This is a genomic window from Pseudonocardia sp. EC080619-01, assembly GCF_001420995.1.
Classification (GTDB): domain Bacteria; phylum Actinomycetota; class Actinomycetes; order Mycobacteriales; family Pseudonocardiaceae; genus Pseudonocardia.
This window is the reverse complement of record NZ_CP012184.1, coordinates 3,868,320-3,891,716: the sequence shown is the minus strand read 5'-3', so window position 1 is coordinate 3,891,716 and position 23,397 is coordinate 3,868,320. Positions and strand designations below refer to the sequence as shown.

Below are 23,397 nucleotides of genomic sequence, written 5' to 3'. Positions count from 1 at the left end.
CGCTCCTCCTGATGTGGTAGCGGCTGCGAGTTCACCGGACGTTATCGGTAAAGCCGTCTGCCCGACAGGTCGTTCGCCGACCCGCTCGGGGGACGTACGACTCGCGATCACCGCACTCCGCGACGATCTCGTGGCAGCCGAGTGACACACGCCCGTCACTTCCTCCCGCTCACCGGGAGGACACACACGTGGAGTCCACAGTGGTCATTTCCGGAAGCCGTTCGGGACATGCTGCGGCAAACAGTCGTATGTGACGACCATCACATGACGGCAGTCACTGGTTCGTGCGGTTCACCGCGAGCGGACCGGGGTCGTCGCATCGGCCAGCAGCACCGACCCGGCCGCCGGCACCCCGATCCGCGCCAGTACCGGGTGGCACGCACGCAGAGTCGCTCCGGTGGTGACGACGTCGTCGACCAGCAGCACCGGCTCGTCCGGGCCCGGACCACGACGAGGGCCGCCCGCCGGGCGCAGCGCGGAGGCGAGGTTCTCCGCGCGGGCCGCGGCGTCGAGCCCGACCGAGTCCCGCGCCCGCCGGTCCAGCGCGAGGACCGGGAGCACCCGTGCCGGGAGCCCCGCGGCGGTCAGCCGGGGGGCCAGCGCCCGGCACAGCCGAAGGACGTGGTCTCCCCCGCGCGCCCGCGCCGCCGACGGCCGGGACGGGGCCGGCACCAGCCAGACCCGGCCCGGGTCGGCCCGGGCCGGGCCCACCGCTCCCGGCCCACCGGGCAGGACCGCGGCGACCGCGGGGACGAGCAGCGCCGCCAGCTCCGGCGCCAGGTCACGACGCCCGCGTTCCTTGTAGGCCAGCACGGCCCGGCGCAACGGCCCCCGGTAGCGCGCGGCCGCCACGACCCGCCCCGCGCCCGGGACCCGGACCGCGATCGGGCCCGCTGTGTCGTCGGCGCAGGCCGGGCACCAGCCGCCACTGCCCGGCGGCCCCGCGCCGCACCCCCCGCAGGTGCGGGGCAGCAGCAGGTCCAGCAGGGCGGCGAACGGTGTCGGGGCACGGTGGGTCGTCATGGTCCGGAGAGTGCACCGGAGCACCGGCACCGGTCGGCCGTCGCCGGCCCCGGACCAGGAGTTGTCCACAAGTGCCGGATCCGTCCACAGGCCGCGGATCGGGCGGTCCGCCGGCGCCCCGGTGCCGCAGGATCACCGCTGAGGGACCGGCGGCCGGTCAGCCCGGATAGAAGGGGCGCGCGCCGGTGGTGGCACCGACCGTCTGCCGCCACGCGTCCAGCTCCCCGCCGGAGAAGCTCCACAGGCCGGTCCGGTCGGTCACGTAGATCGGCCGTCCCGGGGCGGCGGTCACCGCACGCAGAGGAGAGGTGAGGTTGGTGCCGGGCAACTGGTCGAGGATCAGGCCGTCGAGGGTCACCAGCGAGACGGGCCGGTCGGAGTCGGCGGCGACGACGAGCTGCTCACTGGACCGCCAGTCGACGGCCACGGCGTCCTCCAGGTCGTCGGGCCGCAGCTCGCGCAACGGCCCGATCGCCTGTGCACCGCCGGGGCCGGGCACGATCGGCCCGACCAGCACGCGCCCGTCGGCGACGACCGCGACGCGACCGCCCTCCCTGGCGAGTGCGATGTCGCGGATCTCCCGGACGCCGTCGAGCACCCTGGTGTCCAGCGGAGCCTCCGCCGGAGGCTCCGCCGCCGGCACCGCGACCCGGCGCAGCCTGCCGTCGGCGACCGCCCAGATCTCGTCCCCGGCCGCGTTCCAGCTCAGCGCGGTGACGACCGCGCCGGAGACCGGCGTCGCGGTGAGCGTCCCGCCGGACGGGCCGACCAGGAGTCGCTGGGTGCCGCTCTCCTCCCGGGAGACCACGGCGATCCGGTCGGTCCGCGTCGCGGTCGCGGCGTCGACCACGTCGAAGGAGCCGTTGCCCGCCTGGCCGGGGACGGGAGCGTCCTGCCCGCCCTCGACCAGCCGGCGGACCCGGCCGCCGTCGACGACGAGCGGGTACGTCGGCATCCGCTCCGGCCCGGCGACGAGCGCCGCGAAGTCGTCCCGGGTGACCTCGGGCCGGTCCGGCAGCAGCGGTTCGCCGTCGGAGAGCACGCGCACCCGCGGCACGCTCACCTCCGACAGCGTGGACGCGATCTGCGCGGCGAGCAGCTGCCGGTCCTGCGGGGAGAGCCCGGAGACGCCGGCGAGGTCGACGACCACGACGCCGTCCGGCGACTCCGTGACGGCCGAGCGCAGGCGGGCGGTGGCGGGGAACAGCGTGGTGGCCGCGCCGGCCAGCCCGTCGGACGGCCCGCGCATCAGGACCTCGGTCGCACGGGCGGCCAGCTGGTTCTGCCGGGTGCTGGGGACGTAGTGGGGATCCGCCAGCAGCGAGCCCCGCTGCGGGTCGACGAACCACGCCCGCAGCGACCGGTAGTTCGCGCGGAAGTCGGAGAGCCGGACCATCACCCCGGGCGGGAGCCGGTCGATCCGCCAGTGGTCGTCCTGGCGCACGACACCGATGTCGACCTCGACCGGCTGCGGGGCCGGCTCGAACGCCCCGGAGGCGCTGACCGTGCCGAGCTGCGCACCGCGCACGCGTACGACCGCGCGGTCCGGGCCGGCCGCGGCGGTGTCCGGGGCGAAGACGGTGTCGAAGCGCTCGGTGAGCACCGTCAGCGATGCGCCGTCGTCCCAGCTCGACGCCGGGGCGGCGAGATAGCGGCGGGCCAGCGCGTGCCGGTCGTCGGGACGGCCGGAGGCGTAGACGAACCCGCGGACCAGGCCAAGCGGATCGGCGTCCTCGATCGGGCCGTCCGGCAGCGCCGCACCGTCCGCGCCGCTCTGCCGCAGGACCTGGACCGACGAGTGCTCCGGCACACTGGCGCAGCCGGCCAGCACCGCGAGACAGACGACCATCCCGACCCGGGCGGCCCATCGCAGCGCGGGCACGGTGTCCCGCCGGGCGGTCACCGGTCACCACCGGGGTCGGTGATGGCCCGCTCGGCGGGCTGCACCGGTGCGTGCTCGTCGCCGCGGATCTGCCACGCGTCCTCGGCGTGCACCGGGCGCGGCTCGTCGCGCGGGCCGCGGACGTCGTCGCGGCGGGCGCTGATCCCGCGGGGCGGGGTGGGCACCGATCCCGCTCGTCCGTCGCGCGGGGTACCGGCCTCGTCGTCGCCCGAGGGCGGGCCCAGCGGCAGCGGCGGGGTGGAGATGTGACCGCCGATCTGCCGGGGCAGCGTGAGCCGGAAGGCCGATCCCTTGCCGGGCTCGCCCCACGCCTGGAGCCAGCCACCGTGCAGCCGGGCGTCCTCGATGCTGATCGACAGCCCCAGCCCGGTGCCGCCGCTGCGCCGGGCGCGGGACTCCTCGGCCCGCCAGAACCGGTTGAACACCAGGTCCGCCTCGCCGGGCCGCAGCCCGACACCGTGGTCGCGCACGACGACCGCGACGGCCGCGGGATCGCCGGCCATCGTCACCTCCACCTGCTGTCCCTCCCCGTGGTCGATCGCGTTCGCCACCAGGTTCCGCACGATCCTCTCGACCCGCCGCGGGTCGGCCTCCACCCCCTCGCCCTCGGGGAGGTCGAGCACCAGCTCGGTGCCGGCGTCGGCGGCCAGGCCGCGGACGGCGTCGACGGCGTGGCGCACCACGGCCGACAGGTCGATCCGCTCGGCACCCAGCTCGGCGACACCGGCGTCGAGCCGGGAGATCTCCAGCAGGTCGGCCAGCAGCACCTCGAACCGGTCCAGCTCGGTGACCAGCAGCTCGGAGCTGCGGCGCAGGGCGGGCAGGAGCTCGTCGCGGGAGGCGTAGAGCACGTCGGCGGCCATCCGGACCGTCGTCAGCGGGGTGCGCAGCTCGTGGCTCACGTCGGAGGTGAACCGGCGCTGCAGCGCACCGAACTCCTCGAGCTGCGCGATCTGCGCCGCGAGGCTTCCGGCCATCTCGTTGTAGGACTCGGCGAGCCGGGCGACCTCGTCCTCACCGCGGACCGCCATGCGCTCGTCGAGGTGGCCACCCGCGAAGCGTTCCGCCACGTCGGCGGCGTGCCGGATCGGCCGCACCACCTGCCGGGTGACCAGGCTGGCGATCGCGGCGAGCAGGACCAGGAGCACGAGCCCGCCGACGATCAGCGTGCTCTGGACGAGGTTCAGCGTCAGCCGTTCCCCCTCCAGCGGGAACAGCAGGTAGAACTGCAGCTCGCGGCCCGCCGTCGCGACCGGCTGCCCGATCACGAGCGTGGGTACGCCGTCGACCGTCACGTACTGGCGGCCCATACCGCCCTCGGCGACGGTGTCGCGCAGCTCGGAGGTGACCTGCCCGACGTCACCGGACGAGACCTCCGGCCCGTTGCCGGAGCCGGTCGTCAGTGCGGCGCGGTAGTCACCGGCGGCCGACGAGCCGGGCGCGGAGGACTGGGTGTTCGTCAGCCGCTGCAACGCCGAGTCGAGCGTCTCCTGCGCGCCCTCGCGGTCCGGGTCGACGCCCGAGAGCTCGCCCTCCAGTACCACCCGGCTGGTGTCCGCCTGCACGAACGCGCCGTTGGCCTTGCTCTGCAACAGCCGCTCGGTGATCTCGCTCTGCAGCACCAGCCCGAGCACGAGCACGACGGCCGTCGACAGCGCGAGGGTCGACACCACGACCCGGAGCTGCAGCGACCGCCGCCAGGACGCCGCGACCAGCGCGCCGAGCTCGTGCGCCTGCGCCCGCAGCGGCGCCAGCGCGCGGGCGATCCGGCGCACCCCGGGCACGCCGGCGAGCCTGCGACGCAGTCCGCCCCGGCTCATCGCCGGCGACCGGACCCGGTCACGGGGGCCCGGCCTTGTACCCCACCCCGCGGACGGTCAGGACCACCTCGGGGCGTTCCGGGTCGCGCTCCACCTTGGACCGCAGACGCTGCACGTGCACGTTCACCAAACGGGTGTCGGCCGCGTGCCGGTACCCCCAGACCTGCTCGAGCAGGACCTCCCGGGTGAACACCTGGCGCGGCTTGCGGGCGAGCGCCACGAGCAGGTCGAACTCGAGCGGGGTGAGCGCGATCGGCCTTCCCCCGCGCGTCACCTGGTGCGCGGGGACGTCGATGTCGATCTCACCGATCGAGAGCTGCTCGGCCGGTTCGGTCTCGATGCGGCGGACCCGGGCCCGGATCCGCGCGACGAGCTCCTTCGGCTTGAACGGCTTGACGACGTAGTCGTCGGCGCCGGACTCCAGGCCGAGCACGACGTCGACCGTGTCGCTCTTCGCGGTGAGCATGACGATCGGGACGCCCGACTCCGCGCGGATCGCCCGGCACACGTCGATGCCGTTCATCCCGGGCAGCATCAGGTCGAGGAGCACCACGTCGGGCTGCATGTCCCGGACGGCGGGAAGCGCCCGCGTGCCGTCGGAGACGACCGCGGTCTCGAATCCCTCGCCCCGCAGCACGATGGTGAGCATCTCGGCCAGGGCCGGGTCGTCGTCGACCACCAGCACGCGCGACTTCATGTTCCTCACTATCCCAGTCCGGTGGTCAGGGTCGTTGCAGCAGGTCGGCGACGAGCCCGGCCGGGTCGGCCGGATCGCCCAGCACCGTCCACGGGCTCAGCCAGGCGGCGTCGGCGAGCTGGCGGTACACGGCGTCGGTCCGGGCCTGCAGGGCGTCGTCGCTCTCGTAGGCGTCCCGTTGCCGGGCCTCGGTCAGCTCCCGCGCGCGGGCCCGCTCGGCGGCGACCGCGCGCGGTGGGGCGAGGAGCAGCTGGTGGTCGGGGACCGGGATACCGAACCGGTCGATCTCGAGCTCCCTGACCCAGCCGACGACCTCGCCACGGGCGTCCTGGCCGAGCCGCGCGGCGTTGTAGGCGGCGTTGGAAGCGACGTACCGGTCGACCAGCACGACGTCGTGCGTGCCGAGCGACGCCCGCAGCCCGGCCGCGGCGTCGCGCCGGTCGAGCGCGAACAGCACCGCCATGGCGTGCACCGACGACGCGAGGTCGCCCATCCGCCCGTAGAGCGCGTCGCGGGCCAGCTCGGCGTGCACGTCGTCGTCGTAGCGGGGGAACGCGGCCGAGGTGACCGTGGCGCCCCCGGCGCGCAGCGCAGCGGTCAGCCGGCCGGCGAAGGTGCGCTTCCCGGCACCGTCCAGCCCCTCGATGACCACCAGCCGTCCCACGGGCGCTGACCCTAGGTCAGGCGCCGATGGCCCGGACCACGGGCCACGTGGTCGCGAACCCGGGGTGCAGGTCCAGCTCGCCGAGTCGGTCGGTGCGCACCCAGCGCAGCTCGGTGCTCTCCGCACCGCGCACGCCGACCGGCGGCGCCTCGAGGGCACGCACGACCACGGTCGTGTACGTCCAGCCGCCGTGGTCGTCGACGAACTCGTCGAGCGTGGCCACCGCCGCGGTGTCGAGCGTGCTCTCCTCCGCCGCCTCGCGCAGCGCCGTGTCGTGCGCGGACTCACCCCGGTCACGGGCACCGCCCGGGATCCCCCATGTCCCGCCGTGGTGGCTCCAGCCCGCCCGGTGCTGCAGCAGGATCCGTTCCACCCCGGGCGGGTCCTCCGCGGCGCGGTGCCGGACCAGCAGGCCCGCGGCGCCGAACACCCCCCAGTGCTTGTGACCGTGGGCGCAGTGCACCCAGCCGTCCCCGGAACCGCGGTCGATCACGGACGAACCCCCTGGACACGCCGACGGCGCGGCGGCTGCAGCCACCGCGCCGTCGGACGGAGAAACCCGGACCCCGAGGGGCCTCCCGATCAGTACCGGTAGTGCTCCGGCTTGTACGGGCCCTCGACGTCCACGCCGATGTACTCGGCCTGGTCCTTGCTGAGCTTGGTCAGCTCACCACCCAGCGCCAGCACGTGCACCTTGGCGACCTTCTCGTCGAGGTGCTTCGGCAGACGGTAGACGTCCTTGTTGTACTCGTCGTGCTTGGTGAACAGCTCGATCTGGGCGATCGTCTGGTTCGCGAACGAGTTCGACATGACGAACGACGGGTGGCCGGTCGCGTTGCCGAGGTTCATCAGCCGGCCCTCGGAGAGCACCAGGATCGAGTGCCCGTCCGGGAAGATCCACTCGTCGACCTGCGGCTTGATGTTGATCTTGTTGATGCCCGTGATGCGGCCCAGCCCGGCCATGTCGATCTCGTTGTCGAAGTGACCGACGTTGCACAGGATCGCCTGGTGCTTCATCTTCTGCATCAGCTCGGTCGTGACGATGTCCTTGTTGCCGGTCGTGGTGACCACGACGTCGGCGGTGTGGATGACGTCCTCGACCTTCGCCACCTGGAAGCCCTCGAGCAGCGCCTGGAGGGCGCAGATCGGGTCGACCTCGGAGACGATCACGCGGGCACCCTGGCCGGCCAGCGCCTCGGCGCAGCCCTTGCCGACGTCGCCGTAGCCGGCGACGACCGCGACCTTGCCGCCGATCAGCACGTCGGTGGCGCGGTTCAGGCCGTCCAGCAGCGAGTGCCGGATGCCGTACTTGTTGTCGAACTTCGACTTGGTGACCGAGTCGTTGACGTTGATCGCCGGGAACAGCAGCTTGCCCTGCTCGGCGAGCTGGTACAGGCGGTTGACGCCGGTGGTGGTCTCCTCGGTGACGCCGCGGATGTCCGAGTTGATGGTGGTCCAGCGCTTCGGGTCCTCGGCGAGGCTGCGGCGCAGGGTCGCCAGGACGACCCGCTCCTCGTCGGCGACGGTCTCGTCGTCGTCGGCGACGGTCGGCACGACGCCGGTCTCCTCGAACTCGACACCCTTGTGCACGAGCAGCGTGGCGTCGCCACCGTCGTCGAGGATCATGTTCGGGCCGACGATGTCGCCGTTGGCGTCACGGAACTTGAACAGCTGCTCCGTGCACCACCAGTACTCCTCCAGGGTCTCGCCCTTCCAGGCGAAGACCGGCACGCCCTGCGGGTTCTCCGGCGTCCCGTTCGGGCCGACGACGGTGGCCGCCGCGGCGTAGTCCTGGGTGGAGAAGATGTTGCAGGAGACCCAGCGCACGTCGGCACCCAGGCTGACCAGGGTCTCGATGAGGACCGCGGTCTGCGTGGTCATGTGCAGCGACCCGGCGATCCGCGCCCCGGCGAGCGGCTTGGCCTCGGCGTACTCGCGGCGCAGGTCGATCAGGCCCGGCATCTCGTTCTCGGCCAGCCGGATGTCCTTCCGGCCGTACTCCGCCTCGTTGATGTCGGCGATCGCGAAGTCGAGGCCGTTGACGTTCTGCAGCTTCGGGTGGCCGGTCGTCTCGGATGCGGTCATGGGGTGGGTGCGCCTCCTCGGGCGGTCGTGTCGGACTCATCCGTGCGACCGGTGCTACCGGCCGCATCCCGGACGGGAAGGACTCCGGCGGAGGCGAAGTGCGGCGTACACGGAAGCACGGCGCCCTCCCTCCTCGTCGGAGACAGGCGCCCTTTCCTCGTCCGTGCCGGGCCGGGCCCCGAGCGTGGCGGCGGCACCCGTGCGGGTGCGTGACCGCTGCAGCGCCTCTCGGCGCCCGGCTCTCTCGCAGGAACCATCGTTCCCAGGGACCCGGAGGGTGTCAACCGGACGACGCTCACCCGCCGAGGCGCTCGACGAGCAGCGCACGGGCGGCGTCCTCGCGGCCGTGCGCTGCCAGGAGACCGGCCGGGGCGAGCACGGACTCGGTGTCCACCCGGACCTCGACCTGCGCGAGCATCGCCGGCAGGACGGGGTCACGACGCACCGTCTCGGCGACCGCGGCCAGCGCGGCGGGGTCGCGCTGGCGGAACACTCCCCCGGTGAGGACGACGAGACCGATGTCACCGGCCGGGCCGGCGGCCGGCTCCGCCGGAACGGGCACGATCCGGTCCGGCGCAGCCCCGGGGACGTCCACGGGGAGCAGGCCGGTGTGCCGCAGGTGCCGGCGCAGCGCGACGACGGCGGCGATCGCGGCGAGCCTGCGGTCCTCGGCGGCCGCACCCCGGTCGGCGGGCACCGCCGGACCGGACGCCTCCAGCGCCGCGACGGCCGGGGCCAGCAGGTCGGCCTCGACCGGATCGACGAGCCCCTCGGTCTGCGCCTCCACCAGCACGCCGCCGGCCCCGTCCCGGACGCCGAGGTCACCCTCGACCGTCATCACCCCGGAACCGGGCCCGGGCGTCCCCAGGTGCACCCCGGTCGTCGCCGACCCGACGTCGACGACCAGCACCCCGGTCCCCGTCAGCCGGGCCAGCACCCCGGCACCGGCCGCCACCGCGACCGGTGTGCGGACGGGTGCCAGGTCGCCGAACCCGCCGGGCCCCGACCGCACCCCGAGCGCCTGGCCCGCGTAGAGCTCGGCGACGGCGTCGCGCACCGGCCCGGTCACGATCTCCCCGGGACGGGGCGTCGCGTTCGGGTACGAGGTCACGTCCCGGCCCCCCGCCCGCAGCAGGTCGAGGGCCTCGTCCCGGGCGGCGTCGGCGACGGCGAGCAGCACCGACCAGCCACCCCGGGTCCGGGCGAGCCGCCCGGCGTTGTGCAGGACGACGCCGGGGTCCTCGCCCTCGGCCCCGCCCAGCAGCAGGACCGCGCCGGGACGCTGATCGGTGAGCTCGCGGACCGCGTCGCTCTCCAGCGGGCCGGTGTGCACCCCCACCACCCGCGCCCCCGCCGACCGGCACGCCCGGTGCGCGGCCTCGGTCGCCGCGAGCCGGTCCGCCCCGACGACGGCGAGCCGCAGCGGCCCGCCCGCCGAGGAGCAGGCGAGCACCTCCAGGGCAGGCCCACCGGTCCGTCTCCCGATCGACGCCGCCGCGGCGGCGACCGCCGCGGCGGCGACCGCCGCGTCGACCCCCTCGATCACGTCCGCGGTCGTCGGGTGCTCGGCGAAACCGGCGGGTGTGCCGTCCGGGTGGACCAGCACCGCCTTCGTCCAGCTGGAGCCGACGTCCAGGCAGACCGCGGCGGTGTCCGGATCATCCGGGGCGCCGGAACACGGATCGGTCATGGGGGGCGAGCGTAGTGCGGTCGGGCCGTCACCAGGAGTGCCCGGACGGAGCGTTCCCCCAGCCGACCGGCCCCGTCAGGTGGTGAGGCGGCTCACAGATCGACGCTACGGTCACCGGTGGACCGCACGAGAGTGCGCACCGCGACGGAACGGAGCGACGATGCTCGGACTGATGCAGGACCGGCCCCTGACCCTCCCGCACATCTTCCACCGGGCCGAGCAGCTGTTCGGCCACAAGACCCTGGTCACGGCCCGTCCGGACGGCACGGAGCGGACCGTCACGGTCGCCGAGTGGGCGGTCCGGGTGCGGCGGCTCGCGACCGCCCTCGACACGCTCGGCATCTCGGACGGCGGCCGGGTCGGCACGTTCTGCTGGAACACCTCCCGGCACCTGGAGCTCTACCTGGCCGCACCGTGCACCGGCCGGGTGCTGCACACGCTCAACATCCGGCTGCACCCCGACCAGCTGGTCTACGTCGCCGACCACGCCGGGGACGAGGTCGTCTTCGTCGACCGGTCGCTGCTCGGGCTGCTCTGGCCGCACGTCGACCGGCTGCCGGGGGTGCGGCACGTGGTGGTGCTCGACGACGGCGCGGACACCCCGGTCCCGGACGACCCGCGGATCCGCGACTACGAGGAGCTGCTCGCCGCCGCCGCGCCGTACGAGGGCCGGTTCGAGGTCGAGGACGAGAACGCGGCCGCCGCGATGTGCTACACGTCCGGCACCACCGGCAACCCGAAGGGCGTGGTGTACAGCCACCGCTCGACGATGCTGCACTCGATGGTCACGCTGATCGCCGACGGGCCGGCGCTGGCCGAGCGCGACGTCGTCATGCCCGTGGTCCCGATGTTCCACGCGAACTGCTGGGGGCTGCCCTACGGCTGCCTGCTCGCCGGCACCGCGATGGTGTTCCCCGGGCCGGACCTCTCGCCCGGCTCGCTGCTGGACCTGATCGAGCGGCACCGGGTGACCGTCACCGGTGGCGTCCCGACGATCTGGATGAACGCGCTCCCGCTGCTCGCCGAGCACGACCTGGCGTCGCTGCGGATGATCATCTGCGGGGGTTCGGCGGTCCCGAAGGCGCTCTCCGAGGAGTACCGCCGGACCCTCGGCCTGCCCCTGACGCACCTGTGGGGCATGACAGAGACCTCGCCGATCGGGACGGTCGGCATGCTCGGCACGCACCTCGACGGCGCCTCCGAGGAGGAGCTCGCCGCCGCCCGGGTCCGCCAGGGCAGGCCGGTGCCGCTGGTGGAGATGCGCATCGCCGACCCGGACACCGGCGAGGAGATGCCCTGGGACGACCGCGCGACCGGCGAGGTCCAGGCGTCGGGTCCGTGGATCGCCGCCGGGTACCACCGCGGCGAGGGCGGCGGCACCCAGTTCACCGACGACGGCTGGCTGCGCACCGGCGACGTCGCCGCCGTCGACCCGTACGGCTCGTTCCGCCTGGTCGACCGCACCAAGGACCTCATCAAGTCCGGTGGCGAGTGGATCGGCACCGTCGAGCTGGAGAACGAGATCATGGCGCACCCGCGGGTGGCCGAGGCGGCGGTGATCGGCGTCCCGCACGAGAAGTGGGTGGAACGCCCGCTGGCGTGCGTGGTCGTCGAGCCGGGGAGCACGCTCACCGCCGAGGAGCTCCTGGAGTTCCTGGCCCCGCGGGTGGCGCGCTGGTGGCTGCCCGACGCGGTCGAGTTCATCGACGAGGTGCCGAAGACCTCGGTCGGGAAGTTCTCGAAGCGGACGCTGCGGGAGCGGTTCGAGGGCTACGCGCTGCCGACCTGACCGACCGGGCACGGACCCGCTTCGACGACGGCGGCGGCGGCGCCCCCGGGATCACCGGGACGCCGCCGCCGTGGTCGTCGGGAGGTCGGTCAGGAGGACGAGCCGGTGGAGCCGTCGTCGTCCGCCGACCGGTCGGTGGAGCCCACGGCGGTCTGCGGGGTCTTCCCCCCGCGGGCCTCGGACGCGATCTCGGCCAGCGTCTGCCCGGTCGCGAGGCGGCTGCGACGACGGCCGTAGGCGAAGTAGATCACCGCACCGAGCGCCATCCAGCCGAAGAACCGGATCCAGGTGTCGGCCGGCAGGAACAGCGCGACACCGAAGCAGGCCACCGCGGACACGATCGGCAGCACCGGCATGAACGGCACCCGGAACGTGCGCGGCAGGTCCGGACGGCGCTTCCGCAGCACGATCACGCCGATCGAGACCAGGACGAACGCGGCCAGCGTGCCGATGTTGACCAGCTGCCCCAGCTCGGTGAGCTCCAGGAAGCCGCCCAGGACCGCCGCGGTCACACCGGTGATGATCGTCAGCCGGTACGGGGTGCGGTAGGTCGGGTGCACCCGGGCCAGCCACGGCGGCAGCAGCCGGTCGCGGCTCATCGCGAACGCCACCCGGGTCTGGCCGAGCATCAGCGTCATGATCACGACGGTGAGCCCGATCAGGATGCCGAACGAGATGATGAACTCGGCTGCCGGCAGGCCGGTGGCGGCCATGGCCGCGGCAGCCGGCGCCTCCACGCCGAGCTGCTCGTACGGCAGGATCCCGGTGTAGATCAGCGAGACGATGATGTAGAGCAGCGTCGCGATGGTCAGCGAGGCGATGATCCCGATCGGCATCGTCCGCTGCGGGTTCTTCACCTCCTCCGACAGCGTGGCGACGATGTCGAAGCCGAGGTAGGCGAAGAACACCAGCGCCGCGCCGGTGAACACGCCGGTCAGGCCGAAGGCGGTGTCGATGCCGAACAGGTCGAGCAGCAGCGGTGTCCCGGCGTCGCTCGAGTAGTCGGCCGGCCGGGACTCGGGGATGAAGGGCGTCCAGTTCGACCCGGTCACGTAGAACGAGCCGATCAGGATGATCCCGCCGACGATGAGCAGCTTCAGCGAGGTGACGGTGGCGTTCACCCAGGCCGAGAGCCGGATGCCGACGATGAGCACCGCCATCATCAGCAGCGCGATGAAGACGGCGGGCAGGTCGATGATCCCGCCGCCACCGGGGCCTGCGGAGATCGCGTCGGGGACCGGCAGCCCGATGCCCGCCATCACGGTGTCGAAGTAGCCGCCCCAGCCCTTGGAGACCGTGGCCGCGCCGAGCGTGAACTCCAGGACGAGGTCCCAGCCGATCATCCAGGCGATGAACTCGCCCATCGACGCGTAGGAGAACGTGTAGGCGCTGCCCGCCACCGGGACCGAGGACGCGAACTCGGCGTAGCAGAGCGCCGCCAGCGCGCAGACGATGCCGCTGATCAGGAAGGACAGCGCGACCGCGGGCCCCGAGTACAGGGCAGCCGCCTCGCCGGCGAGGACGAAGACACCGGTGCCGATCAGCACCCCGATACCCATGATCGTGAGCTGGACCGGGCCGAGCGCCTTCTTGAGCTGGAACTCCGGTTCTTCGGTGTCCCTGATCGCCTGCTCGACCGATTTGGTGCGGAAGATCCCGCCATTGGGGCTTCTGGCCGTCATGGTGCGGAAAGATACGTAGTGCACCGTTCGGTCGTACAACCAGGTACGACGACGGCGGCGCCCGATCGCCGGGACGCCGCCGTCGCAGGTCGTTCGGGTGCGGGTCAGGACTCCCCGGAGCTGCCACCGGCCCCGGCGCCGCCGGCCCCGCCGGAGCCGCCGATCTGGGCCGGGAGCTCGCCGCGCTCGCGGCGGGCCAGCACGGAGTGGTGCCGCGAGTAGGCGAAGTACACGACCACACCGATGACCATCCAGAGGACGAACCGCAGCCAGGTCTCGACGGACAGGTTCAGCATCAGCCAGACGCAGGCCAGCACGGCCAGGATCGGCACGACCGGGACCAGCGGGGTCCGGAAGCCGCGCGGCAGCTCGGGCCGCGTCCGGCGCAGGATGACCACGCCGATCGAGACGAGCACGAACGCGAACAGCGTGCCGATGTTGACCATCTGCTCGAGGTCCTCGGCCGGGAAGAACGTCGCGACCAGCGCGATCACGGTGCCGATCAGCCAGGTGGCCCGGCCGGGGGTGCCGTAGTTGTTCGTCCTGGCCAGCCCGGTGGGCAGCAGGCCGTCGCGCGACATCGCGAAGATGACCCGGATCTGCCCGAGCATCAGCACCATGACGACGGTGGTGAGGCCGAGCAGGGCGCCCAGCGCGATGATCGTCGCCGCCCAGTTCACCCCGAGCGAGGCGAACGCGGTGGCCAGGGTGGCGCGGGTGCCGTCGGGCTGGGTCGCCAGCTCGGTGTAGGGCACCATGCCGGTGATCACGAGCGCGACCGCGACGTAGAGCACGGTGACGATCGCGAGCGAGCCCAGGATGCCGCGGGGCAGCGCCTTGGACGGGTTCTTCGTCTCCTCGGCGGTGGTCGCGACCGCGTCGAAGCCGATGAAGGCGAAGAACACGATGGCGGCCGCGGCGAACACGCCGTAGATCCCGAACACGCTGGACGACGCCCCGCCGAAGAACGACAGCAGCGACTGCTGGATGCCGGTGCCGGTCTCGGTGGTGCCGGGGGTGGGCTCCGGCACGAACGGGGTGTAGTTCGCGGCGTTGACGTAGAACAGCCCGAGGATGATCACGAACAGCACGATCGCGACCTTGATCGTGGTGATGACCAGGCTGACCCGGCTGGACAGCTTGGTGCCCCGGTACAGCAGGAAGGCCAGCACGAGGACGAGCAGCAGCGCGCCCCAGTCGAAGGAGAAGAAGCTCCCCAGCTCGAACGAGGTCGACACGTCGAGCCCGATCAGGCCGAGTGTCTGCGCCAGATACTCCGACCAGCCCTTCGACACGTACGCCGAGCCGACCGCGAACTCCAGCACGAGGTCCCAGCCGATGATCCAGGCGATGAACTCGCCGAACGTGGCGTAGGAGAACGTGTACGCGCTGCCCGCCACCGGCACGGTGGAGGCGAACTCGGCGTAGCAGAGTGCGGCGAGACCGCAGGCGACCGCGGCGAGGACGAACGACAGCGACACCGCGGGACCCGCGATGTTGCCCGCCGTACTCGCGGCCAGAGTGAAGATACCGGCGCCGATGACCACCGCGACCCCGAAGACGATCAGATCGATCGTCCCGAGGTCCTTCTTCAGCCGGGTGTCCGGTTCGTCGGTGTCCCGGATGGATTGCTCGACCGTCTTGGTGCGGAAGATTCCGCCACCACGGTTCGTGACCGTCATGAGCGGTGAAAATACGACCGTGGTGCGGTGCCCGTCACGCTCCGGGGAGCAGATTTAGGGTCACGATAAGATTGCGCAACGATATGTCCGGTTTGCCGTGTCGCGCCCGGGCATGTCGCGACCCCGGACCGGTGATCCCGTGCGCCGGGAGCGTCAGACCGTCCCGTGCTCCAGCCCGTGGGCCTCGGCCACCTCGGCCGAGAGCAGCGCGCCGCGGTGCGTGGACAGGCCGGCCGCCAGCGCCGGGTCGTCGGCCGTGGCGGCCTCCCAGCCACGGTCGGCCAGCCGCAGCACGTACGGCAGCGTCGCGTTGGTCAGCGCCCGGGTGGAGGTGTGCGGCACCGCGCCCGGCATGTTCGCGACGCAGTAGAAGACCGTGTCGTGGACGGCGTAGGTCGGCTCCGCGTGCGTGGTCGGCCGGGAGTCCTCGAAGCAGCCGCCCTGGTCGATCGCGATGTCGACGAGCACGGCGCCGGGGCGCATCTGCGCGACCAGCTCGTTCGGGACCAGCGTCGGGGCCTTCGCGCCCGGGACCAGCACCGCGCCGATGACCAGGTCGGCATTCGTCACGGCCTCGCGGACCGCCAGCTGCGTGGAGTACACGGTGCGGACGCGGCCGGCGTAGCGCTCGTCGATCGCGCGGAGCTTGTCGACGTCGATGTCCAGCACGGTGACCTGCGCGTGCATGCCCGCCGCGATGGCGATCGCGTTCGCACCCGCGACACCGGCGCCGAGCACGACGACGTCGGCGCCCGGGGCACCGGGCACGCCACCCATCAGCACGCCGCGGCCACCGGCCGAGCGCATGAGGTGGTAGGCGCCGGCCTGCGGGGCCAGCCGGCCCGCGACCTCGCTCATCGGGGCGAGCAGCGGCAGCCGGCCGTCGGCGGTGCGCACGGTCTCGTAGGCGATGGAGGTGGTGCCCGCCGAGAGCAGCGCGTCGGTGCACGGCCGGGACGCGGCCAGGTGCAGGTAGGTGAACAGGGTGAGGTCGGGGCGCAGGAAGCCGTACTCCGACCCGATCGGCTCCTTGACCTTGAGCAGCAGCTCCGCGGAGCCCCACACCTCGGCCGGGTCGGCGAGGACCTGCGCGCCGGCCTCCTTGTAGTCGGCGTCGGCGATGGCCGAGCCGGCGCCCGCGTCGTGCTGGACGACCACCTCGTGCCCGCGCTGGACGAGCTCGTGCACCCCGGCCGGGGTCAGCGCGACCCGGTACTCGTTGTCCTTGGTCTCCTTCGGCACCGCGACGCGCATGTCCCTCTCCTCACCATCGGCTCCGTCAAGGATGAAGAAGAAGCGGTATTGTGCCAACTCCAACGACGAAGATTCTCGGATCGGTGGACATGAGTGACGATGATTCGGTGGCGGCGGCACGATGGGCGGCCGAGCCGAACGTCGTTCGGCTGGACGGCACCGACCGCAGGCTGCTGCGTCTGCTGGAGCAGGACGCCCGGACCCCGAACAACGCGCTCGCCGAGGCCGTGGGGATCGCGCCGTCGACGTGCCTCGGCCGGGTCCGGGCCCTGCGGGACCGCGGGGTGATCCGCGGCTACCACGCCGACGTCGATCCCGCTGCCACCGGCCACCCGCTCCAGGCGATGATCTTCGTGACGTTGCAGGCCGACGCCCGCGACCGGCTCGACGAGTTCGTGACCCGGTCGTCCGGGCTGGCCGAGGTCCGCGACGTCTACTTCCTGGCGGGCGAGGACGACTACATGCTGCGCGTCGCCAGCGCCGGCACCGCGGCGCTGCGGCAGCTGGTCGGGGTGCTCAACTCGTGGCCAGAGGTCGCGGGCACCCGGACCTCACTGATCTTCGAGCACCACCGGGCGCCCGACACCTACTGAGCTCCCAGGCCCCCGGCGTCCTCCGCGGGGGCGGGACTGCGGTCCAGGTCCGGCTCCAGGTAGATGACCCGCGCGTCCGGCACGGCCGCACGCACCCGGGCCTCGGCCTCGTCGATGGCACGGGCGACCCGCTCCAGCGTCATACCGGGGGTGAAGGCGACCTTCGCCGCGACCAGCAGCTCCTCCGGGCCCAGGTACTGGGTCTTGAGGTGGATGCAGCGCTGCACGTCCGCACCGGCCTCCAGCTCGGTGACGATCCGGCCCACCACCTTCGGCAGCGCGCCCTCGCCGATGAGCAGGCTCTTCATCTCCACGACGAGGACGATCGCGATGACGCCGAGCAGTACCCCGATGCCCAGGGTCCCGACCGCGTCCCACACCGGGTCGCCGGTCAGCACGGTCAGCCCGACGCCGCCCAGCGCCAGCGACAGGCCGATCAGTGCGCCGAAGTCCTCCAGCAGCACCACCGGCAGCTCCGGGGCCTTGGCCTGCCGGATGAACAGCCACCAGCTGCGGTTGCCCTTGAGCGGACGCGACTCGGCCATCGCCGTCCGGAACGAGAAGCCCTCCAGGCAGATCGCGACCACGAGGATCATGACCGCGACGAGCGGCGAGGTCAGCGGCTCGGGCTCGGCCAGCTTGTGCAGGCCCTCGTACACCGCGAACACCGCACCGGCGGTGAACAGCAGCAACGCGACGACGAAGGCGTAGAAGTAGCGGTCCCGCCCGTACCCGAACGGGTGCTCCGGCGTGGCCGCCCGGACGGCCCGCTTCCCACCGAGCAGCAGCAGCCCCTGGTTCGCGGTGTCGGCGACCGAGTGCACCGCCTCGGCCAGCATCGACGACGCCCCGGTGATCAGGTACCCGACGAACTTCGCCGCCGCGATCCCCAGGTTCGCGAGCAACGCCGCGATGATCGCCCTCGTCCCGCCGCCGGCCGACATGCGGTGCAGCGTATCGGCGGGCGCGGCGGGCCGTGGGACCCGCGGATCAGAGCGCGTCGCCCGCCAGGAAGACGGTGGCGCCGTCGTCGCCGGTGGTGAGCACGGCGCCCGTGTCGCCGGCCGAGAGGTACACCGCGGCGCCGCGGGGCAGCTCGATCTCCGCGCCGCCTGCCTCGACCGCGGCGTCGCCGGAGGTGCACAGCATGATCCGGGCGCCGGTGCCCGGGACGTCCAGCTTGTCCCGGCCACCGGTGTCGGCCCGGCGGAGCAGGAACTCCTCGACCGGCACGTCGTAGCGGTGCCACCCGTCGGCGTCACGCTCGGGGGCGGGCCGGCGGACCGCGGGCGGCGGTGCGGCGAAGTCCAGGACCCGCAGCAGCTCCGGCACGTCCACGTGCTTCGGGGTGAGCCCGCCGCGCAGCACGTTGTCGGAGTTCGCCATCAGCTCGATGCCGGCCCCCGAGAGGTACGCGTGGAGGTTCCCGGCCGGCAGGTAGAGCGCCTCGCCGGGGGCGAGGGTGGTCCGGTTGAGCAGCAGCGCGGCGAGGACGCCGGCGTCACCCGGGTAGCGCTCGGAGAGGTCGAGGACCGTCTTCGCCTCGCCGGTCCACTCCCCCGCGCCCTGCTCCAGCAGCCGGACCGCACCACCCTGCAGGGCGGGCACCAGCCCGTCGAGCAGCGACTGCGGCAGCGTGATCCAGGTGGTGAACAGCGCGCGCAGGCCGTCCGGGTTGGGCTGCCCGGCGAGCAGCTCGGCGTAGGACGCCAGCTCCGGCACGTCGAGCGCGCGGAGCAGCGCGACGGTGCTGGCCGGCTCCCGGAACCCGACCAGCGCGACGAAGTCGGTGAGCGCGCAGATCAGCTCGGGCTTGTGGTTGGCGTCGCGGTAGTTGCGGTCCGGGGCGTCGACGGGCAGCCCCGCCGCGTTCTCCCGGGCCCAGCCGTCCCGGGCCTGTTCCAGGCTCGGGTGCGCCTGGAGCGACAGCGGCTCGTCCGCGGCCAGCAGCTTCAGCAGGAACGGCAGCCTGCCCTCCCAGCGGCCGCGGCCGGGGCCCAGCGCCGCCGCAGGGTCGGCGGCGATCAGCTCGTGCAGCGGGCGCACGGCGTCCCCGGAGCGCACCTTCGACGGCGCGGCCGGGTGCGCGCCCAACCACAGTTCCGCCTGCGGGTGGGGCGCCGGGACGGGCTGGCCGAGCAGTTCGGCGATGACCGTCCGCGATCCCCAGGCATAGGTCCGGATCGGGTTCTCCAGCAGTTCCACGGGTCTCCCGGTGTCAGGTGCGCGAGGGGTCAGAGATCGATCGATGCCCGGGTGGCCAGACCCAGGTAGACGGCGGCGATGTCGACGCGCAGCGCGAGCAGCAGCGCCCGGCGCAGGACGGCGTCGCGGGTCCCGCGCGGGACCTCCTCCACCGGGTGCGCGACGTCGGCGTTCGGCCACTCCCGGCCGAGCAGGCGACGGCTCACCATCTGCGGGTCCTCCTCGCCGGTCCCGAGCAGCACCAGCCGCGGCGGGAGTGCTGCCGCGGCCGGCTCCGGGTCGTCGAACGGGTCACGGAAGATGTCGTTCTCCCGCTCACCCAGGTCGATCGCGACCCGCAGACCGGCCAGCGTGCCGGCCTGGCCGAGCCCGTCGGCCTGCGCGACGACGCCCGCGTGGGTGGCGAGCGCGTCCGCACCGTGCCGGGCGACGGCGGCCGCCGCCGGGTCGGCACCCCACAGCAGCGGGGTCCGCTCGGCCATCCGCAGCGCCAGCGACTTGGCCGGGTTCACGAACGGCTCGTGGCCCGGCTGGCAGCGCTCGGCCTCCTCGTCGAGCACCTCCGCCAGTGCCTCGGTGTCCGGTGCCGGGCCGAGCAGCTCCAGCTCGGTGACCGTCGTCAGGGCGACGGTGAGCGCCTGCGCGAACCCGAGGCCCTCGGGCAGCGGGATGCGCGGCTCGACCAGCCGGGCGCGGCCGGCGCCGGCCTGTGCGACCGGCCCGAGGTCCGGGGCGGACAGCACGGTCTCCGCGCCGCGGCGCACCGCGAGGGCGATCGACTCGGCCAGCTCGGGGTCCGCGGAGTCGGTGCTGTGCGCGACGACGACGTCCAGCGGGCCGATCCAGCCCGGCACCCGCTCGGCGTGCACCACCGGGACCGGGCAGCGGTCACCCAGCAACGCCGTCACCAGGTCGGCGACGGCACCGGAGACCCCCGGCCGGCGCAGCAGCACCAGCGCCCGCGGCCGGAACCCGCGCAGCCGGTCGAGGCCGGCCTCGCCGCACGCGTGCGCGGCCGACCGGACCTGGGCGCCCGCGGTCGCGGCCGCACGCAGGACACCGGTGGTGTCCCTGGCGATCAGCGTCTCCGGATCGGCCAGCAGGCTGTCGTCCAGCACCCCGTTCACCCGTCGTCCCCGGCGGGACCGGTGCCCGGCAGGGCCTCGTCGAGCAGGAGCACCGGGATCCCGTCGGTGACGGGGTACGACCGGCCGCAGGCCTCGCAGGTGAGCGCGTCGGCGCCGGGCTCGGCGGACGTGCCGGACCGCAGCGGCGCGTGCGCGTCGCACGGGCAGGCCAGGATCTCCAGCAGCTGGGGGTCGAGCTGTACGGCCACGGTTCTCCTCGTCGTCATGTCTTCCGGTTCGATGCTGCCACCACGCCCCGACACCGCGCGGCAGCCGACCGGGTACGGCGGCGCCGTCCGGGGTGCACGCTCCGGAGCTGTCGTCACGCTCCGCGAGTGTCGCTCAAGCGCGCACGACCGCCAGCACCTCGTCGACCAGCGTCCGTACGGCGGCGTCGTCCGCCGCCTCCACGTTGAGCCGCAGCAGCGGCTCGGTGTTGGACGCCCGCAGGTTGAACCACGAGCCGTCCGCCAGGGACACCGTGAGGCCGTCGAGCCGGTCGAGCTCCACCCCGTCCCGGGGGCCGTAGAGCGACTCGATCTCGGCGACCTTCGCGGCCTGGTCGGCGACCGTGGAGTTGATCTCGCCGGACGCCGCGTAGCGGTCGTAGCCCGCCATCAGTCCGGACAGCGGTGCCACCGTGCCGGACGCGGCGGCCGCGGCCCGCCGCTCGCCGAGCGCGGCGAGCAGGTGCAGGGCCGCGAGCATCCCGGAGTCGGCCTTCCAGAAGTCCCGGAAGTAGTAGTGCGCCGAGTGCTCACCGCCGAAGACGGCGCCGGTCTCGGCCATGGTCTGCTTGATGAACGAGTGCCCCACGCGGGTCCGGACCGGGCGGCCGCCGTGCTCGGCGACGAGCTCCGGCACCGCCCGCGACGTGATCAGGTTGTGGATGACGGCGACGTCGGTCTCCCCCGCCGCCTGCGCCCTGGCGAGCTCGCGGGCGGCGACCAGCCCGGTGATCGCACTCGGGCTGACGGCGTCGCCGCGCTCGTCCACGGCGAAGCACCGGTCGGCGTCGCCGTCGAAGGCCAGGCCCAGGTCGGCGCCCTCCGCGACGACGGCCTTCTGCAGGTCGACCAGGTTCGCCGGGTCGAGCGGGTTCGCCTCGTGGTTCGGGAAGGTCCCGTCGAGCTCGAAGTACAGCGGCACGACGCGCACGTCGAGCCCGTCGAACACGGTCGGGACGGTGTGCCCGCCCATGCCGTTGCCGGCGTCGACGACCACGGTCAGCTCGGGCGCGCCGGCCAGCGTCGACAGGTCGACCAGCTCGCGCAGGTACCGGGCGTACCCGGTGAGCATGTCCTCGCGGCGGACGGTCCCGGTGCCGGTCGCCGGCACGCCCTCGCCGAGGAGGCGGGCCGCGTCGTCGCGGATCGTCGCCAGGCCGCTGTCCTGCCCGATCGGCACCGCGCCCGCCCGGCACAGCTTGATCCCGTTGTAGCGGGCCGGGTTGTGGCTGGCGGTGAACATCGCGCCGGGCAGCCCGAGCGAGCCGGAGGCGAAGTAGAGCATGTCCGTGCTGGCCAGGCCGATGTCGACGACGTCGAGCCCCTGCCCGGTCACGCCGTCGGCGAACGCCGCGGCCAGCGCCGGCGAGCTGTCGCGCATGTCCCGCCCGACGACCACGGCGCCGGGAGCCGGGGTGTCGGTCGCGACCAGCCGCGCCGTCGCCGCCCCCAGTGCGCGGGCGGTGGGCTCGTCCAGCTGGTCGCCGACGACACCGCGGATGTCGTAGGCCTTCACGATCGCCGAGAGGTCGGGCACGGCGCCTGACCCTAGCGGAGGCACGTCACCCGTCCGCGCAGGTCTCCGCCCACGCGACCGGACGCGCGCGGCCGGTCACCCGCTGCTCAGTCGTCGTCACCGGGAGTGGGCAGCGCCCGCAGGTGCCCGCGCCGGCCGGTGCCACCCGGCCGGGCGACCACCTCGACCGGCCGGTCCAGCCGCCCCGCCTCACGGACGGCGTCGGCGAGCGCGGTGAGGTCCTCGCCGGTGTGCTGGGGCGGGGCGAACTCGCCCTCGAAACGGACGACCTCCCAGCCGCGCGGAGCCGTGAGGTTGTGCGCGTGCCCGGTGCACAGGTCGTACGAGTGCGGCTCCGCCTGCGTGGCGAGCGGCCCGACGACGGCGGTCGAGTCGGCGTAGACATAGGTGAGCGTGGCGACGGCGAGCTCGGTGCAGCCCGTCCGTGAACATCTCCGCACACTCAACACACACCGGACGATAGCCCGTACATCCACCGCGTCCGCACTGCGACGCGCACCCGCCTCGGTGACGGGGGCCTAGGATGGGGCGGTGTCCACCGCGAACCGCCTGCTGCGCCGCACCCCTCGCCGCCGGGACCGCCGCGGCCGGGGACTGCGCGGGCTGATGTACCCGGTGTCCACTCCCGCCTTCCGCACCCGCGCCGAACGGTTCGACGCGAAGGTGCTGGAGGCGCTGGAACCGATCGAGGCGCGCTGGGGGCCGGAGCTGGCCGACCTGGACCTCGCCGTCGACGACGTCCCGGCCGTCGACCGGACCTCGCCGGACGAGGTCACCTGGGGCACCGGGGTGCTCGCCGACGTCGGCGTCCCGCTCGCCCACCTGGTGCCGGCGGGCGTCGACCCGGCCGGTCTCCCGACACGGGCCAGGATCGTGCTCTACCGGCGCCCGCTGGAGGCCAGGGCCCGCAACGGGGAGGACCTCGCCGATCTCGTGCACGAGGTCCTCGTCGAGCAGGTCGCGGAGTACCTCAACATCGAGCCCGACGCGGTCGACGGCGGCTGACCGCCGCCCACCACCCGCACGGCGGCACAGACGACGGCGCCCGGGTCACCAGTGGTGTCCCGGGCGCCGGTGGTCTCGTACCCCCGTCAGACGGCGGCGCCGCGGCGCAGACGGCGCCGCTCCCGCTCGGAGAGCCCGCCCCAGATGCCGAAGCGCTCGTCCTGCGCCAGCGCGTACTCCAGGCACTCGGCCCGGACCTCGCAACCGGAACAGATCCGCTTCGCCTCCCGGGTGGAACCGCCCTTCTCCGGGAAGAACGCCTCCGGATCGGTCTGGGCGCACAGCGCGCGCTCCTGCCAGTCCGGGATCTCGTCCCCGGGTGACTCCTCCAGCAGCAGGCCCTTCAGGTCCAGGACCTCCGCCACCCGGTCGTGGTCCTCGATCATCGGCTGCCGTGCCTGGTCGGCCTCCGCC

21 protein-coding genes are annotated in these 23,397 nt (G+C 73.5%); 3 read left to right on the top strand and 18 right to left on the bottom strand.

The window, feature by feature from the left end; translation table 11 throughout:
- Positions 1-291: 291 nt before the first annotated feature.
- The 8 genes from AD017_RS18255 to AD017_RS18220 all read right to left on the bottom strand — a co-directional run bounded on the left by AD017_RS18255 (position 292) and on the right by AD017_RS18220 (position 9,882).
- Positions 292-1,023 carry a ComF family protein gene (locus tag AD017_RS18255; RefSeq protein WP_082538365.1) on the bottom strand — a complete coding sequence of 244 codons (732 nt, stop codon included), beginning with the start codon at positions 1,021-1,023 and terminating at the stop codon, positions 292-294.
- A 157-nt stretch (positions 1,024-1,180) separates the two neighbouring features.
- The gene (locus tag AD017_RS18250; protein WP_010240542.1) at positions 1,181-2,926 is read right to left on the bottom strand and encodes an LpqB family beta-propeller domain-containing protein; all 1,746 of its coding nucleotides are present in this window, start codon (positions 2,924-2,926) and stop codon (positions 1,181-1,183) included.
- Entirely contained in the window at positions 2,923-4,746 is a 1,824-nt protein-coding gene (gene mtrB, locus AD017_RS18245) for an MtrAB system histidine kinase MtrB (protein ID WP_010240540.1), read from the bottom strand. The genes AD017_RS18250 and mtrB overlap by 4 nt, the downstream gene beginning before the upstream one ends.
- A gap of 19 nt (positions 4,747-4,765) precedes the next feature.
- Entirely contained in the window at positions 4,766-5,443 is a 678-nt protein-coding gene (gene mtrA / locus AD017_RS18240) for an MtrAB system response regulator MtrA (protein ID WP_010240537.1), read from the bottom strand.
- 25 nt (positions 5,444-5,468) lie between these two features.
- The gene (locus AD017_RS18235; RefSeq protein WP_010240534.1) at positions 5,469-6,107 is read right to left on the bottom strand and encodes a dTMP kinase; all 639 of its coding nucleotides are present in this window, start codon (positions 6,105-6,107) and stop codon (positions 5,469-5,471) included.
- A 16-nt stretch (positions 6,108-6,123) separates the two neighbouring features.
- On the bottom strand, positions 6,124-6,600 hold the full coding sequence (locus tag AD017_RS18230; RefSeq protein ID WP_010240531.1) for an NUDIX hydrolase: 477 nt from the start codon (positions 6,598-6,600) through the stop codon (positions 6,124-6,126).
- 89 nt (positions 6,601-6,689) lie between these two features.
- Complete coding sequence (gene ahcY / locus AD017_RS18225) at positions 6,690-8,192, bottom strand: adenosylhomocysteinase (protein ID WP_010240528.1); 1,503 nt, start codon at positions 8,190-8,192, stop codon at positions 6,690-6,692.
- A gap of 295 nt (positions 8,193-8,487) precedes the next feature.
- The gene (locus AD017_RS18220) at positions 8,488-9,882 is read right to left on the bottom strand and encodes a glutamate mutase L (RefSeq protein WP_060574920.1); all 1,395 of its coding nucleotides are present in this window, start codon (positions 9,880-9,882) and stop codon (positions 8,488-8,490) included.
- 160 nt (positions 9,883-10,042) lie between these two features.
- Between AD017_RS18220 and AD017_RS18215 the strand changes: the two genes are divergently transcribed.
- On the top strand, positions 10,043-11,671 hold the full coding sequence (locus tag AD017_RS18215) for a long-chain fatty acid--CoA ligase (RefSeq protein ID WP_060574919.1): 1,629 nt from the start codon (positions 10,043-10,045) through the stop codon (positions 11,669-11,671).
- 89 nt (positions 11,672-11,760) lie between these two features.
- On the opposite strand, the gene AD017_RS18210 is transcribed toward AD017_RS18215, so the two are convergent.
- The 3 genes from AD017_RS18210 to ald form a co-directional block, all read right to left on the bottom strand.
- A complete protein-coding gene (locus AD017_RS18210) occupies positions 11,761-13,353 on the bottom strand; it encodes an amino acid permease (RefSeq protein WP_010233914.1) in 1,593 nt (530 codons plus the stop codon).
- A gap of 104 nt (positions 13,354-13,457) precedes the next feature.
- A complete protein-coding gene (locus AD017_RS18205) occupies positions 13,458-15,035 on the bottom strand; it encodes an amino acid permease (RefSeq protein WP_010233917.1) in 1,578 nt (525 codons plus the stop codon).
- 153 nt (positions 15,036-15,188) lie between these two features.
- Positions 15,189-16,289 carry an alanine dehydrogenase gene (gene ald, locus AD017_RS18200; protein ID WP_060574918.1) on the bottom strand — a complete coding sequence of 367 codons (1,101 nt, stop codon included), beginning with the start codon at positions 16,287-16,289 and terminating at the stop codon, positions 15,189-15,191.
- 89 nt (positions 16,290-16,378) lie between these two features.
- Between ald and AD017_RS18195 the strand changes: the two genes are divergently transcribed.
- A complete protein-coding gene (locus AD017_RS18195; RefSeq protein ID WP_050802438.1) occupies positions 16,379-16,882 on the top strand; it encodes an Lrp/AsnC family transcriptional regulator in 504 nt (167 codons plus the stop codon).
- Here AD017_RS18195 and AD017_RS18190 read toward each other — a convergent pair.
- From AD017_RS18190 to AD017_RS18165, 6 genes are all read right to left on the bottom strand, one after another.
- Entirely contained in the window at positions 16,876-17,826 is a 951-nt protein-coding gene (locus tag AD017_RS18190) for a cation diffusion facilitator family transporter (protein ID WP_060574917.1), read from the bottom strand. The genes AD017_RS18195 and AD017_RS18190 overlap by 7 nt on opposite strands.
- Positions 17,827-17,872: 46 nt before the next feature.
- A complete protein-coding gene (manA, locus tag AD017_RS18185) occupies positions 17,873-19,087 on the bottom strand; it encodes a mannose-6-phosphate isomerase, class I (RefSeq protein ID WP_060574916.1) in 1,215 nt (404 codons plus the stop codon).
- Between the two features lie 29 nt (positions 19,088-19,116).
- Positions 19,117-20,214, bottom strand: a complete 1,098-nt coding sequence (locus AD017_RS18180) for an SIS domain-containing protein (protein ID WP_227012774.1) — start codon at positions 20,212-20,214, stop codon at positions 19,117-19,119.
- Positions 20,211-20,423: a Trm112 family protein gene (locus AD017_RS18175; protein ID WP_010232833.1), complete on the bottom strand. Its 213-nt coding sequence runs from the start codon at positions 20,421-20,423 to the stop codon at positions 20,211-20,213. The genes AD017_RS18180 and AD017_RS18175 overlap by 4 nt, the downstream gene beginning before the upstream one ends.
- Positions 20,424-20,556: 133 nt before the next feature.
- Positions 20,557-21,978, bottom strand: a complete 1,422-nt coding sequence (locus AD017_RS18170; RefSeq protein WP_060574915.1) for a phosphomannomutase/phosphoglucomutase — start codon at positions 21,976-21,978, stop codon at positions 20,557-20,559.
- 86 nt (positions 21,979-22,064) lie between these two features.
- Positions 22,065-22,418 carry a DUF3499 domain-containing protein gene (locus AD017_RS18165; protein WP_010232838.1) on the bottom strand — a complete coding sequence of 118 codons (354 nt, stop codon included), beginning with the start codon at positions 22,416-22,418 and terminating at the stop codon, positions 22,065-22,067.
- Between the two features lie 91 nt (positions 22,419-22,509).
- Between AD017_RS18165 and AD017_RS18160 the strand changes: the two genes are divergently transcribed.
- Positions 22,510-22,983, top strand: coding sequence for a metallopeptidase family protein (locus AD017_RS18160; RefSeq protein ID WP_010232840.1), 474 nt, complete (start codon positions 22,510-22,512; stop codon positions 22,981-22,983).
- A gap of 86 nt (positions 22,984-23,069) precedes the next feature.
- Here the strand turns inward: AD017_RS18160 and AD017_RS18155 are convergent, their stop codons facing one another.
- The gene (locus AD017_RS18155) at positions 23,070-23,369 is read right to left on the bottom strand and encodes a WhiB family transcriptional regulator (RefSeq protein ID WP_033199906.1); all 300 of its coding nucleotides are present in this window, start codon (positions 23,367-23,369) and stop codon (positions 23,070-23,072) included.
- Positions 23,370-23,397 lie beyond the last annotated feature (28 nt).